The sequence below is a fragment of the Sulfitobacter sp. M85 genome, from assembly GCF_029285915.1.
In the GTDB taxonomy this organism is placed as follows: domain Bacteria; phylum Pseudomonadota; class Alphaproteobacteria; order Rhodobacterales; family Rhodobacteraceae; genus Sulfitobacter; species Sulfitobacter faviae.
On record NZ_JABECQ010000004.1, the window covers coordinates 81,306 to 94,790 of the forward strand.

At 64.9% G+C, this 13,485-nt stretch carries 11 protein-coding genes; 8 read left to right on the plus strand and 3 right to left on the minus strand.

What is annotated here, in order from left to right; translation table 11 throughout:
* Positions 1-2 precede the first annotated feature (2 nt).
* From HKX24_RS08955 to HKX24_RS08975, 5 genes are all read left to right on the plus strand, one after another.
* Positions 3-3,053, plus strand: coding sequence for an efflux RND transporter permease subunit (locus HKX24_RS08955; RefSeq protein WP_271692079.1), 3,051 nt, complete (start codon positions 3-5; stop codon positions 3,051-3,053).
* A 186-nt stretch (positions 3,054-3,239) separates the two neighbouring features.
* On the plus strand, positions 3,240-4,154 hold the full coding sequence (locus HKX24_RS08960) for an ABC transporter substrate-binding protein (protein ID WP_271692077.1): 915 nt from the start codon (positions 3,240-3,242) through the stop codon (positions 4,152-4,154).
* A 98-nt stretch (positions 4,155-4,252) separates the two neighbouring features.
* Complete coding sequence (locus HKX24_RS08965) at positions 4,253-5,338, plus strand: ABC transporter permease (RefSeq protein WP_276154005.1); 1,086 nt, start codon at positions 4,253-4,255, stop codon at positions 5,336-5,338.
* Complete coding sequence (locus HKX24_RS08970) at positions 5,335-6,270, plus strand: ABC transporter ATP-binding protein (protein WP_271692076.1); 936 nt, start codon at positions 5,335-5,337, stop codon at positions 6,268-6,270. The genes HKX24_RS08965 and HKX24_RS08970 overlap by 4 nt, the downstream gene beginning before the upstream one ends.
* Positions 6,267-7,001 carry an ABC transporter permease gene (locus tag HKX24_RS08975; protein WP_271692074.1) on the plus strand — a complete coding sequence of 245 codons (735 nt, stop codon included), beginning with the start codon at positions 6,267-6,269 and terminating at the stop codon, positions 6,999-7,001. The genes HKX24_RS08970 and HKX24_RS08975 overlap by 4 nt, the downstream gene beginning before the upstream one ends.
* 3 nt (positions 7,002-7,004) lie before the next feature.
* Here HKX24_RS08975 and HKX24_RS08980 read toward each other — a convergent pair whose 3' ends face one another.
* From HKX24_RS08980 to HKX24_RS08990, 3 genes are all read right to left on the minus strand, one after another.
* Positions 7,005-7,700: a haloacid dehalogenase type II gene (locus tag HKX24_RS08980; RefSeq protein ID WP_271692073.1), complete on the minus strand. Its 696-nt coding sequence runs from the start codon at positions 7,698-7,700 to the stop codon at positions 7,005-7,007.
* A 70-nt stretch (positions 7,701-7,770) separates the two neighbouring features.
* A complete protein-coding gene (locus HKX24_RS08985) occupies positions 7,771-9,075 on the minus strand; it encodes an FAD-binding oxidoreductase (RefSeq protein ID WP_271692072.1) in 1,305 nt (434 codons plus the stop codon).
* Entirely contained in the window at positions 9,075-10,424 is a 1,350-nt protein-coding gene (locus HKX24_RS08990) for a glutamine synthetase family protein (RefSeq protein ID WP_067262431.1), read from the minus strand. Before HKX24_RS08990 ends, HKX24_RS08985 begins: the two co-directional genes overlap by 1 nt.
* A gap of 124 nt (positions 10,425-10,548) precedes the next feature.
* On the opposite strand from HKX24_RS08990, the gene HKX24_RS08995 reads away from it, so the two are divergent.
* The 3 genes from HKX24_RS08995 (at position 10,549) to HKX24_RS09005 (ending at position 13,460) form a co-directional block, all read left to right on the plus strand.
* Positions 10,549-11,265 carry a GntR family transcriptional regulator gene (locus tag HKX24_RS08995; RefSeq protein WP_271692070.1) on the plus strand — a complete coding sequence of 239 codons (717 nt, stop codon included), beginning with the start codon at positions 10,549-10,551 and terminating at the stop codon, positions 11,263-11,265.
* A gap of 104 nt (positions 11,266-11,369) precedes the next feature.
* Positions 11,370-12,452, plus strand: a complete 1,083-nt coding sequence (locus tag HKX24_RS09000; protein ID WP_271692069.1) for an alpha/beta fold hydrolase — start codon at positions 11,370-11,372, stop codon at positions 12,450-12,452.
* Positions 12,453-12,542: 90 nt separating this feature from the next.
* Positions 12,543-13,460, plus strand: a complete 918-nt coding sequence (locus tag HKX24_RS09005; RefSeq protein WP_271692068.1) for an MYG1 family protein — start codon at positions 12,543-12,545, stop codon at positions 13,458-13,460.
* Positions 13,461-13,485: the final 25 nt, after the last annotated feature.

Sequence of the window (13,485 nt, forward strand, 5' to 3'; positions counted from 1 at the left end):
ACATGGATATCGCACGTCTGTCGATCAACCGCCCGATCTATACTTGGATCATCATGCTAACCTGTCTTTTGGGCGGCATCTGGGGGTTTGCCACCCTTGGCCGTCTGGAAGACCCGGCCTTTACCATCAAAACGGCGGTGGTGGTGACCCAATACCCCGGTGCCTCTGCCGAAGAGGTCGCGCTTGAGGTCACCGAACCGCTTGAATCGCAAATCCAGAAGATGTCCGAGATCAAGGACATCGAATCCATGAACCAGCCCGGTCTGTCGTGGATCACGGTCAATATGCAGGACACCTTCGATGGGTCGGAACTGCCGGAAATTTGGACCAAACTGCGCAACCGCGTGAATGAGGCAGCATTGCCGAGCGGGGCGACACAGCCCTATGTGAACGACGGTTTCGGCGATGTTTACGGGCTTTACTACGCCGTCACCGCAGATGGCTATTCCGATGCCGAGGTCAATGAACTCTCCAGCTATCTGCGGCGGGAATTGCTGCTGGTGGATGGCGTGTCGGATGTGGCGCTCTCGGGCTTGCCCAACGAGGTCATCTATGTCGAACCGCAGCTTGCGCTGAGCACCACGCTCGGCATTCCGCCCTCGGCCATTGTCGGCGCGGTATCGAGCGCGAATGAAATTGTTGACGGCGGCGCCATTCAAGACGCGGACGGGCGCACCCTGATCCAGCGGCCCGAAGGCTCTGACAGCGTGTCCGAGATCGCCGCCTTGTCGGTGGGGGTTGGCGGTCAGGTGATCAACCTTGCCGATGTGACCAACATCTACCGCACCCGCGAGGCCAACCCCGATCTGGTGATCCGTCACAACGGGCAGGAGGCCTTTACCCTCGGGGTGGCCGGGATCGCGACCGAGAATATCGTCGATATCGGCAAGCGGGTGGACGACAAGCTTGCGCAGCTGCGCGAAACGCTGCCCTTGGGCATCTCGATCGAGTCCATCTACCGCCAGCACGCGGTGGTCGAAGAGGCGTCGAACGCCTTTTTGCTGAACCTCGCCATGTCCGTCGCCATCGTTGTGGCTGTGCTGGCCGTCTTCATGGGCTGGCGCGCGGCGGTGGTCGTGGGTTCCACCCTGTTGCTGACGGTGGTGGGCACGCTCTTTTTCATGGCGCTCGGCGCGATTGAGATGGAGCGTATCTCACTCGGGGCGTTGATCATCGCGATGGGGATGCTGGTCGATAACGCCATCGTTGTGGCCGAGGGGATGCAGATCTCCATGCAGCAGGGCAAGAGCTCGCGCGAAGCGGCGACCGAGGCGGCGAGCAAGACGCAGATCCCGCTTTTGGGGGCGACCGTTATCGGCATCATGGCTTTCGCCGGGATCGGGCTGAGCCCCGATGCCACGGGTGAATTCCTCTTCTCGCTCTTTGCCGTGATCGCGATTTCGCTGCTGCTCTCTTGGGTGCTGGCCATCACCGCCACGCCGCTTTTGGGGCACTACTTTTTCAAACGCGGCGTCGAAGGCGGGGCTGGCGGCTATGATGGGGCGATCTTCAAGGGCTATGCCGCCGTGCTGCGTGCCTCGCTCAAGCTCCGCTGGCTGGTGATCGTGGCGCTGATTGCCGGGACGGCGGTGTGCTATGCCCTCTTTGGTCAGATCAAGCAGCAGTTCTTCCCCGACAGCAACACGCCGCTTTACTTCGTGCATTACAAACTGCCGCAAGGGTCGTCGATCCATCAGACCTCCAACGATCTGGCCGTGCTCGAAGACTGGCTGGTGGCGCGGGACAATGTCGAAGACGTGACCTCCTACGCGGGGCAGGGGGCTGCGCGTTTCATGCTGACCTATCAGGCCGAAGACCCTAACCCCAGCTATGGGCATCTGATCGTCCGGGTGTCTTCGCTTGAGGTGATCCAAGACGAGATGAACGCGCTTGAGGCTTTCGCTGCCGATGCGGTGCCGCAAGGGGAGTTCCGGGCCAAGCGCTTGGCCTTTGGCCCCGGCGGCGGTGCCCCGATCGAGGTGCGCTTCTCGGGCCGCGATCCCAATGTGCTGCGCGATCTCGCGGATGAGGCGATGGACCGGATGCAGGCGGCGTCGGACAATATCATCACCCCGCGTCAGGACTGGCGCGAGCGTGAATTGGTGCTGCGTCCGATCTATGCCGAAGAACGCGCGCAGGACGCTGGCATCTCGCGGACCGAAATCACCGAGACCCTCAAATTCGCCACCGAAGGCACCAGCGGCGGCACCTTCCGCGAGCGGGATCGTCAGATCCCCATCGTGATCCGCGCCCCGCAGGATGCCGATCTGGCGCTGACGGATCATGTGATCTATGCCCAGAACACCAATGCGCTGGTCCCGATGGAGCAGGTGATCGACGGTTTCCGGTTCGAGCCGCAGGACACGCTGCTCTACCGTCGCGATCGGGCCGATGTGATCACCGTGGGTGCCGATATCCCGCGCGGCGTCACGGCGGCGCAGGTGCAGGCCGAGGTGCAGGAAACCATCGAGGCGATGGAAATCCCCGAAGGCTATGCCATGGAATGGGGGGGCGAGTTGGAAAGCGCGGGCGAGGCGCAGGCCGCCTTGGGCAAGCAATTGCCGCTCAGCCTCATCATCATGGTTCTGATCTCGGTCCTGCTGTTCAACGCGCTGAAACAGCCGATCATCATCTGGCTCTTGGTGCCGATGGCGGTGAACGGTGTCAGTCTGGCGCTTTTGGGGACGGGGCTGCCCTTCACCTTCACCGCGCTTCTGGGGCTCTTGTCGCTCTCGGGGATGTTGATCAAGAACGGCATCGTGCTGGTGGAAGAAATCGACCTCACCCGCGCCGCCGATCCGACGCTGGACCTGAAAGAGGCTATCGTCACCGCCTCGACCTCGCGTTTGCGCCCGGTCTTCCTTGCCGCCGCGACGACCATTCTGGGGATGTTGCCGCTGTTGTCGGATGCCTTCTTCCAGTCGATGGCGGCGACGATCATGGGCGGGCTGGCCTTTGCCTCGGTCCTGACGCTGATCGCGGCACCGGTGCTCTACTTCCTCTTCTTCAAGCGCAGCGCCGCGCGTGAGGCAGAGCCCGCCCGCGCCGCCTGATCGGTGTGTGCCGGCAAGGCAATGGGCGCGTCCGGTCACTCCGGGCGCGCCCTTTGTCGTATCCGGGCGGTAAAAATTTCGCGCCGCCCTGCAATCCCGCCTTGGTTTCGCGAAATTGCCAGCTACCTTACCGTTTTCAAACGGCATGTCGCCGTGTCAGGCCATTGTTTCAAGGAGTTCTCGCCCATGGGTCCCCGCATTCTTTCCACTGCCGCCGCCGCTGGCCTTGCCGCCACTCTGGCCTCTGCCGCCTCGGCAGAGATCACCGTTTCGTCGAAAATCGACACCGAAGGCGGCCTGTTGGGTAACGTCATCGCGCTGGCGCTCGAAGATGCGGGTCTGCCGGTTGAACGCCGTCTGCAACTGGGCGGTACGCAGGTTGTGCGCGAAGCGATCCTGTCGGACCAGATCGACATTTACCCCGAATACACCGGCAACGCGGCCTTCTTCTTTAACGAAGCGGAAAGCGATGTCTGGAAAGACGCGGCCAAGGCCCATGCCCGTGCCAAGGAATTGGACGGCGGTGAGAATAACGTCACATGGCTCGACTCCGCACCGGCCAACAACACTTGGGCCATCGCCGTGACCGGCCCGGTGGCCGAGGAAAATGACCTCACCACCATGTCAGATTTCGGCGCATGGGTGGCCGAGGGCGGTGAGGTGAAGCTCGCGGCCTCGACCGAATTCGTGTCCTCTCCGGCTGTCTTGCCCGCGATGCAAGAGACCTATGGCTTCGAGCTGAGCCAAGATCAGACCGTGATCCTGTCGGGCGGTGACACGGCGGCGACCATTCAGGCGGCGGCGCGTGGCACATCGGGCGTGAACGCGGCGATGGTTTACGGCACCGATGGCGGCGTGGGGGCCACGGGGCTGGTGGTGATGGAAGACGACAAGGGCGTGCAGCCGGTCTATGAACCCGCCCCCATCGTCCGCGCCGAAGTGTTGGAGGAATACCCCCAGATCGCCGAAGTGCTGAACCCGATCTTCTCCGGGCTCGACATGGCGACGCTGCAAAAGCTGAACGGTCGGATTCAAGTCGGCGGGGAGCCGGCGGAAGCCGTGGCACGCTCCTATCTGACCGAGACCGGGGTGCTGGACTGATCTCCGCCGCCCGCACAATAACTGGCCCCGGCGCAGGGATTTCTGCGCCGGGGCTTTTGTTCGCTGTGCTGGGCGCGGCAGCGCTTTGCGTGCCTTTCATGACCCTTGCCGCCAACCGGATCGTGGCGGGCGAAGGGGTGATGGCATGGGGCGTGGTCAGCCTGCCGGTGGTGCTGCCGGGGCTTGCGGCGATCGGGGCGGGGCTGCTGATGGGGCTGCCTGCGGGCCGTAATGGTCTGCGTATTGCCGGGGCGGCTTTGGGCTTGGGCGGGCTGTTGTGGCTGCTGACCCAAGGCGCCTCCGGCCTGCTGGCCGAAGCGGGTGATTATGCCCGTGTCTCGCCCTCAGTAGGCTTCTGGTGTCTGCTGGTTGTCTTCATGTTGCTCATGGCAGATGCGCTCGCCGCGATGGCACCGGGGCCGCTGATGCGCGGGGCCGTGCTGGCGGGCGTGCTTGCGGTGCTTGGCGCGATCCTGTGGTCGGGGGCGCTGTCGGAGCTTTCGGTGATGCAGGAATACGCCAGCCGGGTCGATGCCTTTGGCCGGGAGTTCCTGCGCCATCTCGGGCTGGCCTTCGGCTCTCTCGCCGCGGCGGCGGTGATTGGATTCCCGCTTGGCGTGCTCTGTCACCGTCTTGCCGGGCTGCGCGGGGCTACCTTGCCGGTGCTGAGCTTTTTGCAAACCATTCCCTCGCTGGCCATGTTCGGGCTGATGATCCCGATCCTCGGCTGGGTGGGGGCCAATCTGCCCGGCGCGCGGGCGCTTGGCATCGCGGGCATCGGCTTTGCGCCCGCCTTTCTGGCGCTGGTGCTCTATTCGCTGCTGCCCGTGGTCGGCAATACCGTGGCGGGGCTGGCCTCTGCCCCGCCGGCGGCGCTTGAGGCCGCGCGCGGCATGGGGATGACGCCGCTGCAACGGCTGCTGCGGGTGGAACTGCCGCTGGGCCTGCCGATCATCCTCACCGGGCTGCGCATCGTCTTGGTGCAGAACATCGGGCTGGCCGTCATCGCCGGGCTGATCGGCGGCGGCGGCTTCGGGACCTTCGTTTTTCAAGGGCTGAACCAAACCGCGACAGACCTGATCCTGCTGGGCGCGTTGCCGACCGTGGTGCTGGCGCTCACGGCCGCCATCGTGATGGACATATTGGTCGAACTGACCCGCAAGATCCCAAAGGACAGCGCATGATCGAGATCGACCGCATTACCAAGACCTATGGCGACATCCGCGCGGTGGATTCCGTGTCGATGACGGTTGAGACGGGCACGATCACGGTGATCGTCGGCACCTCCGGTTCAGGCAAAACCACGCTGTTGCGGATGATCAACCGGTTGGAGGAGCCGACCTCGGGCGAGGTGCGCATCAACGGCGACTCCACGCTGTCGGTCAAGCCGCATATCCTGCGGCGGCGCATCGGCTATGCCATTCAGGGCCACGGGCTGTTCCCGCATCACAAGGTGGGGCGCAACATCGGCGCGGTGCCGCAATTGCTGGGCTGGCCGCGCGAGAAGATCGCGGCGCGGGTGGATGAGCTGCTTGCGCTTTTCTCGATGGACCCCGCGCAATTCCGCGACCGTTATCCGGCGGAGCTTTCGGGCGGGCAGCAGCAGCGGGTCGGCGTGGCGCGGGCCTTGGCCTCAAGGCCCGATCTGTTGCTGATGGACGAACCCTTTGGCGCGCTCGATCCGATCATTCGCACCCGCGCGCAGGAAGACCTGCGGCACATCCAGCAGCGGCTGGGGTCGACCATCATGCTGGTGACCCACGACATGGAAGAGGCGATCCGGCTGGGCGACCGGGTGGCGGTCATGGACGGGGGGCATCTAGTGCAGCACGGCACGCCTGCCGAGATCATCGCCGCGCCCGCAACGGATTTCGTGGCGGATATGGTCGGCGATGTGGAGCGGCCCCTGCGGCTTCTTTCACTGATCCCCGTGGCCGAATTGGTGGAGGAGGGTGCCGCCGAAGGCGAAGCGCTGCCCGCCGATGCCAGCCTGCGCGACGCGCTCTCGGCCTGCCTGTGGACGGGGCGCGAGGCGGTGCCGGTGGCGAAAGACGGGGTGCCGATGGGCCGGGTGACCCTTGATGCAATCCGCGCCCGGGCCGGGCAGCACGCATGAGGATCGGCTGGTTCCTGCGGCCGCTTCTGGTGACGGTGCTGCTGGCTTTGGTCCTACGGCCTGAGTGGTTCACGCCGCTGCTGGCGCCCTTGGCTCCGGAGAATGGTCCGGTGATCTACACCCGCGCCTCGCTCTTGTCGCTGTCGCTAAGCCATCTGGCGCTGGTGGCCATGGCCTCGGCTGCGGCGACGGTGGTGGCGGTGACGCTGGCGGTCCTCGTGACCCGCCCGGCGGGCGCGGCCTTTCGCCCGCTGTCGCGCACCATCACCAATATGGGCCAGACCTTTCCCCCCGTGGCGGTGCTGGCGCTGGCCGTTCCGGCTTTGGGCTTCGGGGCGGGGCCGACGCTGGTGGCGCTGTTTCTCTATGGCCTGCTGCCGATCTTCGAGAATGCGGTCACCGGCCTCACCAACCTGCCGCCCGCCACGATGGAGGCCGCGCGCGGCATTGGGCTGAGCCGTTGGCAGCGGCTCTGGCGGGTGGAACTGCCGCTGGCCCTGCCGGTGACGCTGACGGGCATTCGGCTGTCGGTGGTCATCGCGCTTGGGACGGCGACCATCGGCTCGACCGTGGCAGCACGGACCTTGGGGGAGGTGATTATCGCGGGGCTTTTGACCAATAACACCGCCTTTGTGGTGCAGGGCGGGCTGGCGGTCGGCCTGTTTGCGGTGCTGATCTATGACGCCATGGTCCAGCTTGAAACGCGGCTGGCGCGGCGCATGGGCGGCTGAGGATCAGCGCCCGTTCGCGGCGATGATCTGCTCGGCCAAATCCGCCAGATCGTCCGAGAGGTAGTGCGGCTGCGGCACTTCTTGCACCTTGATCAGGGTGTTGTTGGGCCGGGTGAGGAAGGCCCCCTGACAGCCCGCCGCCTGCGCGCCGATAATGTCCCACAGGTGGCAGGCCACCATGCAGAGATCATCGGTTTCCAGATCAAGCGCCTCGGCCACCATCTGGTAAGTCGCAGGATGGGGTTTGAATTTCGCGACCGCGTCGATGCTGAAGCTCCGCTCGAAGAAATCGGCGATCCCGGCTTTCTCCAACGGGGTCGGGGCCGGGGACGGGGGCGAATTGGTCAGCGTGACCAGCCGAAACCCCGCCTCTTGCAGCCTGCGCAGGGCAGGGGCGACATCCGGGTGGGCGGGCATGGAGCCGATGCGGGATTTCAACTCGGCCAGGTCCTCATCCGTGACCGCCACGCCTTTGTTCGCGCCGACCATTCGCAAGACGCCACCCGCCAGTGCGCCGAAGGGCGCGTAGCGGCCCGAGAGGGTCATGGTCTGGGAATAGAGGATCAGCTCGGCAAACCATTCGCGCATCACCGAGGCGTCGCCGAAGAGGCGCGTGAAGAGCGGCTCCAACGTGGTGATGTCGAGCAGGGTCTCATTCACGTCGAAGACGATCACGGAGGCGGGCTTTTGATCGGGCATGGGGTCCTTCCACTCATGACGTGCGCCGTGCCCGCCACTGTGAAGAAACCCCCAGCCCTGTCAAAAGGTTTCAGACACCCAAACGGTCGCGCAGCCCGTACCACCACGACCCCACGACCGAATAGGGCACGCGGAACATGCGCCCGCCGGGGAAGGGGAACCATGGCACATTGGCGAAAACGTCAAAGCGGGTGAGGTCGCCGTCGATCGCCTCGGAAAGGATACGCCCGAAGGTATGCGAACCGGTCACGCCGTGGCCGCTGTAGCCATGGGCGAAATAGGTGTTGTCACCGATCCGGCCCATCTGCGGCACGCGGCTGAAGGAGAGGGCGAAATTCCCGCTCCAAGCATAGTCGATCTTCACGTCTTTCAGCTGGGGGAAGACCTTGTCCATGTTGCGCTTGAGCTTGGCTTTGATGTCGCGCGGGTCCGCGCCGCCATAGACAGTGCCGCCGCCAAAGAGCATGCGTTTGTCGCCCGACAGGCGGTAGTAGTCGAGAATATAGCGAATGTCTTCGACGCAGGCATCGGTGGGCAGCAGCGCATGGGCTTGCGCCTCGCTCAGCGGTTCGGTGGCCATCACTTGGGTCGAGACGGGCATCACACGCGGGGCCAGCGTCGGCACCACGTGGCCGAGGTAGGCATTGCCGCAAAGCACCAGTGTCTTGCAGGTCATCGTCCCCTTGGCCGTGCGGACCACGGGGCGGGCGGCCTCGTGATCGACATCCGTGACTGGGGACATTTCATAGATCGTGCCGCCGTTCTTCTCAAAGGCCGCCGCTTCGCCGAGGGCGAGGTTCAGGGGGTGCATATGGCCGCCCGAATGGTCGATCAGCCCGCCTTCGTAGAGGTCGGAATTGACGTGGGCGCGCAGTTGTTCCTTGTCCAGCATCTCTTGATTGTCGATGCCGTAGCTTTGCCAGAGCTTCTGCCGCTCCTCCAACTCGCGCATATGCGCCGTGGTGAGGCCGGTGAAGATGTTCTTGTCCTTGAGGTCGCATTGAATGTCATAGGTGCGGACCCGCTCGCGGATGATCTCGCCACCCTCTTGCACCAGGCCGGCGACGAAGGTCGCGGTGTCCTGACCGTAGCGGCGCTTGATCGTTTGCAGGCTCGCGTTCAGCCCGTTGACGATCTGCCCGCCATTGCGCCCCGAGGCCCCCCAGCCCACGCGCGCGCCTTCGATGATGGCGACCTTATAGCCCTTTTCGGCCAGATGCAGACCGGTCGACAGCCCGCTGTAGCCCGCGCCGACGATGCAGACGTCGATCTCGTGATCGCCCTGCAATTCGGGGCGCGCGGGGGCGGGGTTGGCCGAGGCGGCGTAGTAGCTTGACGTATGGCTGCCGTCTCCGGCGTAGGGATGGCGCGACATCAGACGATCTCCAGATAGGTGTCATATTCGAAATGGGTCACTTGCCGCGCAAATTTGCGCAACTCCTGCGTCTTGCATTCGACCATCATGGTCTGCAACCGGGCAGAGAACAGGCCGGGCACATCCGGCCCCTTGCGGAAGGCGTCGATGGCCGTGGCCCAGTCGAGCGGCAGGTTGTCGAGCTTCATTGTATAGGCGTCGCCGGTGATCGGGGCGACAGGCTGCATGTCCTGCTCGATCCCCAACAGCGCGCCGCCCAGGATGCTGGTCAGCACCAGATAGGGGTTGGCGTCGGCCCCGGCGACGCGATGCTCGATGCGGCGGGCCTTGGGGTCGCCGCCCGGGATGCGGATTGCGGCGGTGCGGTTCTCATAGCCCCAAGCGACATTGGTCGGCGCATGGGCGCCCGGCAGCAGGCGACGGTAGGAGTTTTCATGCGGCGCGAAGGTCAGCGTGTTTTGCTGCATCGTGGCCAGCAGACCGGCAACGGCGTTAAGCATCAGGGCCGTGCCTTCCTCCCCGCCGTTGTCGAAGACATTGACGCCGTTTTCATCCACCAAGGAAAAGTGAACGTGAAAGCCGCTGCCCGCCAGATCGCCATAGGGTTTGGCCATGAAGGTGGCGGCGAAGCCGTGTTTGCGGGCGATGCCGCGGACCAAACGTTTGAACAGCACCGCGTCATCTGCGGCGCGCAGCGGATCGTCCACATGGCGCATGTTGATCTCGAACTGCCCCGCCCCGTTTTCCGAAATGGCGGCATCAGCCGGGATGCCCTGCAATTCGCAGGCGTCATAGACCTCGTTCAGGAACTCATCGAAATGCTGCAACTCGTCCAGCGACAGCGCACCGTCGGAATCCAGCCGTTTGCCCGTGACCGGAGAGCAGGGGGCCTGCGGGTGATCCTCGGTCGGGTCGAAGAGGTAGAACTCCAGTTCCGTGGCGACCACGGGGGTCAACCCGCGCGCCTTGAACCGCGCGGCCACCTCGGCCAGCGCGCGGCGCGGATCGCCGGGGAAGGGCTTGCCGTTTTCCTGACGCATCCAAAGCATGGCCAGCGCCGTGGGGCGCGTGGTCCATGTGATCGGCATCAGGGGCCGCCCGGTGAAATCGCAAAGCCCGTCGGAATCCCCGGTCTCGAACACCAGCTCGCTGTTTTCAACATCCTCGCCCCAGATATCCATGCCGACGATGGACAGCGGCAGGCGGAGCCCACCTTCGACGACTTTGGACACCTGATCGGCGGGCACCCGTTTGCCGCGCATGGTGCCGTTGAGGTCACAAACGCAGGCAAAGATCGATTCGATCTCGGGATGTTGCGCCAGCCACGCTTCGGCTTTGCTCTCGGACATGGGGTTCCTTTCGATATCGAACCTAAAAATGTGATACCATTTGTTGTAATGTCATATCACTATCCGCTTGTCTGTCAATTGCCCCCGCGCGTATGGTCAGCGGCGAAAGACCAAAGGCGGCCAAATGATCGACACCGATACCGATGCGCTCAACATTCCCGAGATCCCCGAAATTCCGGGCGGGACGACGCAAGAATATGTTTACGAGCGGCTGCGCAATGCGATCATGCTGGGCGCGATCACTCCGGGCACCTCGCTGACCATGCGCGGCATTGCGGAGCGGCTCGGCCTCAGCCCGACTCCGGTGCGCGAGGCGGTGCGGCGGCTGAGTTCGGAACATGCCATCCAGATCAAGGACAACCGCCGCTTGACCGTGCCGCTGATGACCCCCGAGCGGTTTGAGGAGCTGGTCGCCCTGCGCATCGCGGTTGAGACCCACGCCGCCCTGCGCGCCTTGCCCTATATCTCGGACATCGTGATCGACCGGCTGACCGAGATCGACGGCAGTATGGACCGTTTCGTGGCCGCGCGGAACGCGGATCAACTGACGCTGCTGAACCAAGCCTTCCACCGGATGCTTTACTCCGTGAACCCCGCGCAGGCGTCCCTGCCGATGATCGAAAGCATCTGGCTGCAACTCGGCCCTTTCCAGCGGCAGGTCATCACCGAGGTGGCGGAATACTATCAGATCGACCGCCACAAAGAGGTGCTGGCCGCCCTCACTGCCCGCGATGGCGCGGCGCTGAGCGCGGCGATTGCCAATGACATCGTCGACGGCGTGCTCGACACGGGCCGCAAGCTGTTGGCGGCAGAGGCGGGCAGAGAGAGGGGGCTGCCGTAAGTCTAAAGCGGGGCTGTTTCGTCGCAGTCGCAGGGGCCTTTCGTCTATGACTTTATGGGCCAATTGGGCTAGAACTGCGCCGAACGAAGGGCCGGGGGGGCGTTATGCAGGGACATGGGATTGGGGGCCGGGGGCTACAGACGCTCTGCGCGGTTGCGGTGGTCTTGCTGTCGGCCTGCGCACCGCGCCCGGGCGGGGAGACTTTGACGGTGGTGCCCGAGGCCGAAGCTGCGCAGAGTTTGGCGATCACCGTGGCCTCGACCCGCAGGCGCGATCCGCAGACCGGCACCTATACCGACGCCCGCGCGCGGGCGCTGAATTACGAGTGGTTCACCATCGCCATCCCGCCAGACCATGAGGCCAGCAAGATCGAATGGCCCAACGAGAAGCCAGACCCGAGCCGCAGCTTTGCGGTGACGGCGCGCGATCCGCTGCCGGGGCTCGATATCCACCGCTCTGGCCGGGGGCGGCAGGACGTGCTGGTCTTTGTCCATGGCTACAACCAGACCTTCCCGGAATCGCTCTTCCGGTTGGCGCAGGTGACGGCGGATGGGCATTTGCCCGAACAGCCGATCCTGTTTGCTTGGCCCTCTGCCGGGACGGTGGTGGGCTATGTCGCGGATAAGGACGCGGCGCTCTATTCGCGCGATGAACTGGCCGCCATGCTCGGCACCCTTGCCGCCGACCCCGACGTGGGCGAGATCACGCTTTTCGGCCACAGCATGGGCGGCTGGCTGGTGGTGGAGGCGCTGCGGCAGTTGCGCCTGTCGGGGCAGGATGAGGTGATCGCGCGGCTGAGCGATGTGGTCCTCGCGGCCCCCGACATCGACGTGGATGTCTTTCGCAAACAGGTCGAGGTGATCGGGCCGCTCGATCCGCCCATGGCCATCCTTGTGGCGCCGGACGACCGGGCGCTGCGCATTTCGGCGGGGCTTGCCGGGGCGCGGCCTCGGATCGGGCGCACAAGTGCCAGCTCCCCGGCGGTGCAGGCGCTGGCCAAACGCTATGGCGTCTTGCTGGTCGATATCTCGGCCATTGGCGCGGTAGACGGCACCCATCACAACCGCTTTGCCTCTCTCGTGCAGTTGATGCCCGAGCGGCGCGATGGGTTGGCGCAGGCCCGGGCGCAGGTGGGGGCCTTCATCCTCGACCCCGTCTCGGCCACGCTGGTCGCGCTGTCGCGCTAGGGCGGGCGGCTTGCACTTGGCCTGCGCCGCGCAGTATGGGGGCGCAAGCCACCATTGACCGATTTCCCCAGCCGCAGCGGAGCCACCCACATGACCATCACCCATCTCGTCACCCATTCGGGCGGCTTTCACGCGGATGAGCTTTTGTCCTCCGTCATCCTGACGCGGCTTTACCCGGAGGCGGTGCTGATGCGCAGCCGGGATGCCGCGTGGATCACCCCCGGCGCGGGGCGGATCATCTATGACGTGGGCCGCGACTATGACGCCGAAGCGCTGACCTTTGACCACCACCAGCGCCCGGGACCGCTGCGCGAGGATGGCCAGCCCTACAGCTCTTTCGGGCTGATCTGGCAGCACTATGGCCGAGACTATCTGCGCAGCTTCGACGTGCCCGAGGCGGATGTGGAGGATATCCACCACAGTTTCGATCAAGGCTTCGTGCTGCCGGTCGACCTGATCGACAATGGCGCGCTTGAACCCTCGGTCGCGGGGCCGCTGGCGGGCATGACCCTGCCGGTGCTCTTGGAGACGCTGAAACCCGTTTTCGACGAACGGGGTGAGGATGCCGACGACCGGGCCTTCATGGCCGCCCTGCCTGTCGCGCGGGCCTTTGTGGAGGCCGCGATCAAGGGCAAGGCCGCCAAACGCCGGGCCGAGGCGATGGTGATGCAGGCGATTGAGGCGGCAGGCAGCGGGCGCGTCTTGGAACTGCCCACGGGCATGCCCTTCCGCTCGGCGGTGGAAAAGGCCGGGGCGGATCACCTGCTCTTCGTCGTGCATCCGCGCGGAGAGGATTGGGCCCTGACCACGATCCGCAAAAGCGGTGATAGTTTCGAGGCCCGCGCCGATCTGCCCGAGGCTTGGGCCGGGCTAACGGATGCCGAATTGGAGGCCGCAAGCGGCGTGCCGGGGGCGAAATTCTGTCACAACGCGCGGTTCATCGCCGTGGCGGCAAGCCGCGACGCGGCGCTGCGCATGGCCGAACTGGCGGTCGCGGAGGCGGGGTAAGGCCGAGGCCCGAAAGGGCCCCGGG

Excerpts from the sequence above, each read along its gene's own strand:
- HKX24_RS08955 (WP_271692079.1), top strand. The coding sequence starts at position 3 with ATGGATATCGCACGTCTGTCGATCAACCGCCCGATCTATACTTGGATC.
- HKX24_RS08960 (WP_271692077.1), top strand. The coding sequence starts at position 3,240 with ATGGGTCCCCGCATTCTTTCCACTGCCGCCGCCGCTGGCCTTGCCGCC.
- HKX24_RS08965 (WP_276154005.1), top strand. The coding sequence starts at position 4,253 with ATGACCCTTGCCGCCAACCGGATCGTGGCGGGCGAAGGGGTGATGGCA.
- HKX24_RS08970 (WP_271692076.1), top strand. The coding sequence starts at position 5,335 with ATGATCGAGATCGACCGCATTACCAAGACCTATGGCGACATCCGCGCG.
- HKX24_RS08975 (WP_271692074.1), top strand. The coding sequence starts at position 6,267 with ATGAGGATCGGCTGGTTCCTGCGGCCGCTTCTGGTGACGGTGCTGCTG.
- HKX24_RS08980 (WP_271692073.1), bottom strand. The coding sequence starts at position 7,700 with ATGCCCGATCAAAAGCCCGCCTCCGTGATCGTCTTCGACGTGAATGAG.
- HKX24_RS08985 (WP_271692072.1), bottom strand. The coding sequence starts at position 9,075 with ATGTCGCGCCATCCCTACGCCGGAGACGGCAGCCATACGTCAAGCTAC.
- HKX24_RS08990 (WP_067262431.1), bottom strand. The coding sequence starts at position 10,424 with ATGTCCGAGAGCAAAGCCGAAGCGTGGCTGGCGCAACATCCCGAGATC.
- HKX24_RS08995 (WP_271692070.1), top strand. The coding sequence starts at position 10,549 with ATGATCGACACCGATACCGATGCGCTCAACATTCCCGAGATCCCCGAA.
- HKX24_RS09000 (WP_271692069.1), top strand. The coding sequence starts at position 11,370 with ATGCAGGGACATGGGATTGGGGGCCGGGGGCTACAGACGCTCTGCGCG.
- HKX24_RS09005 (WP_271692068.1), top strand. The coding sequence starts at position 12,543 with ATGACCATCACCCATCTCGTCACCCATTCGGGCGGCTTTCACGCGGAT.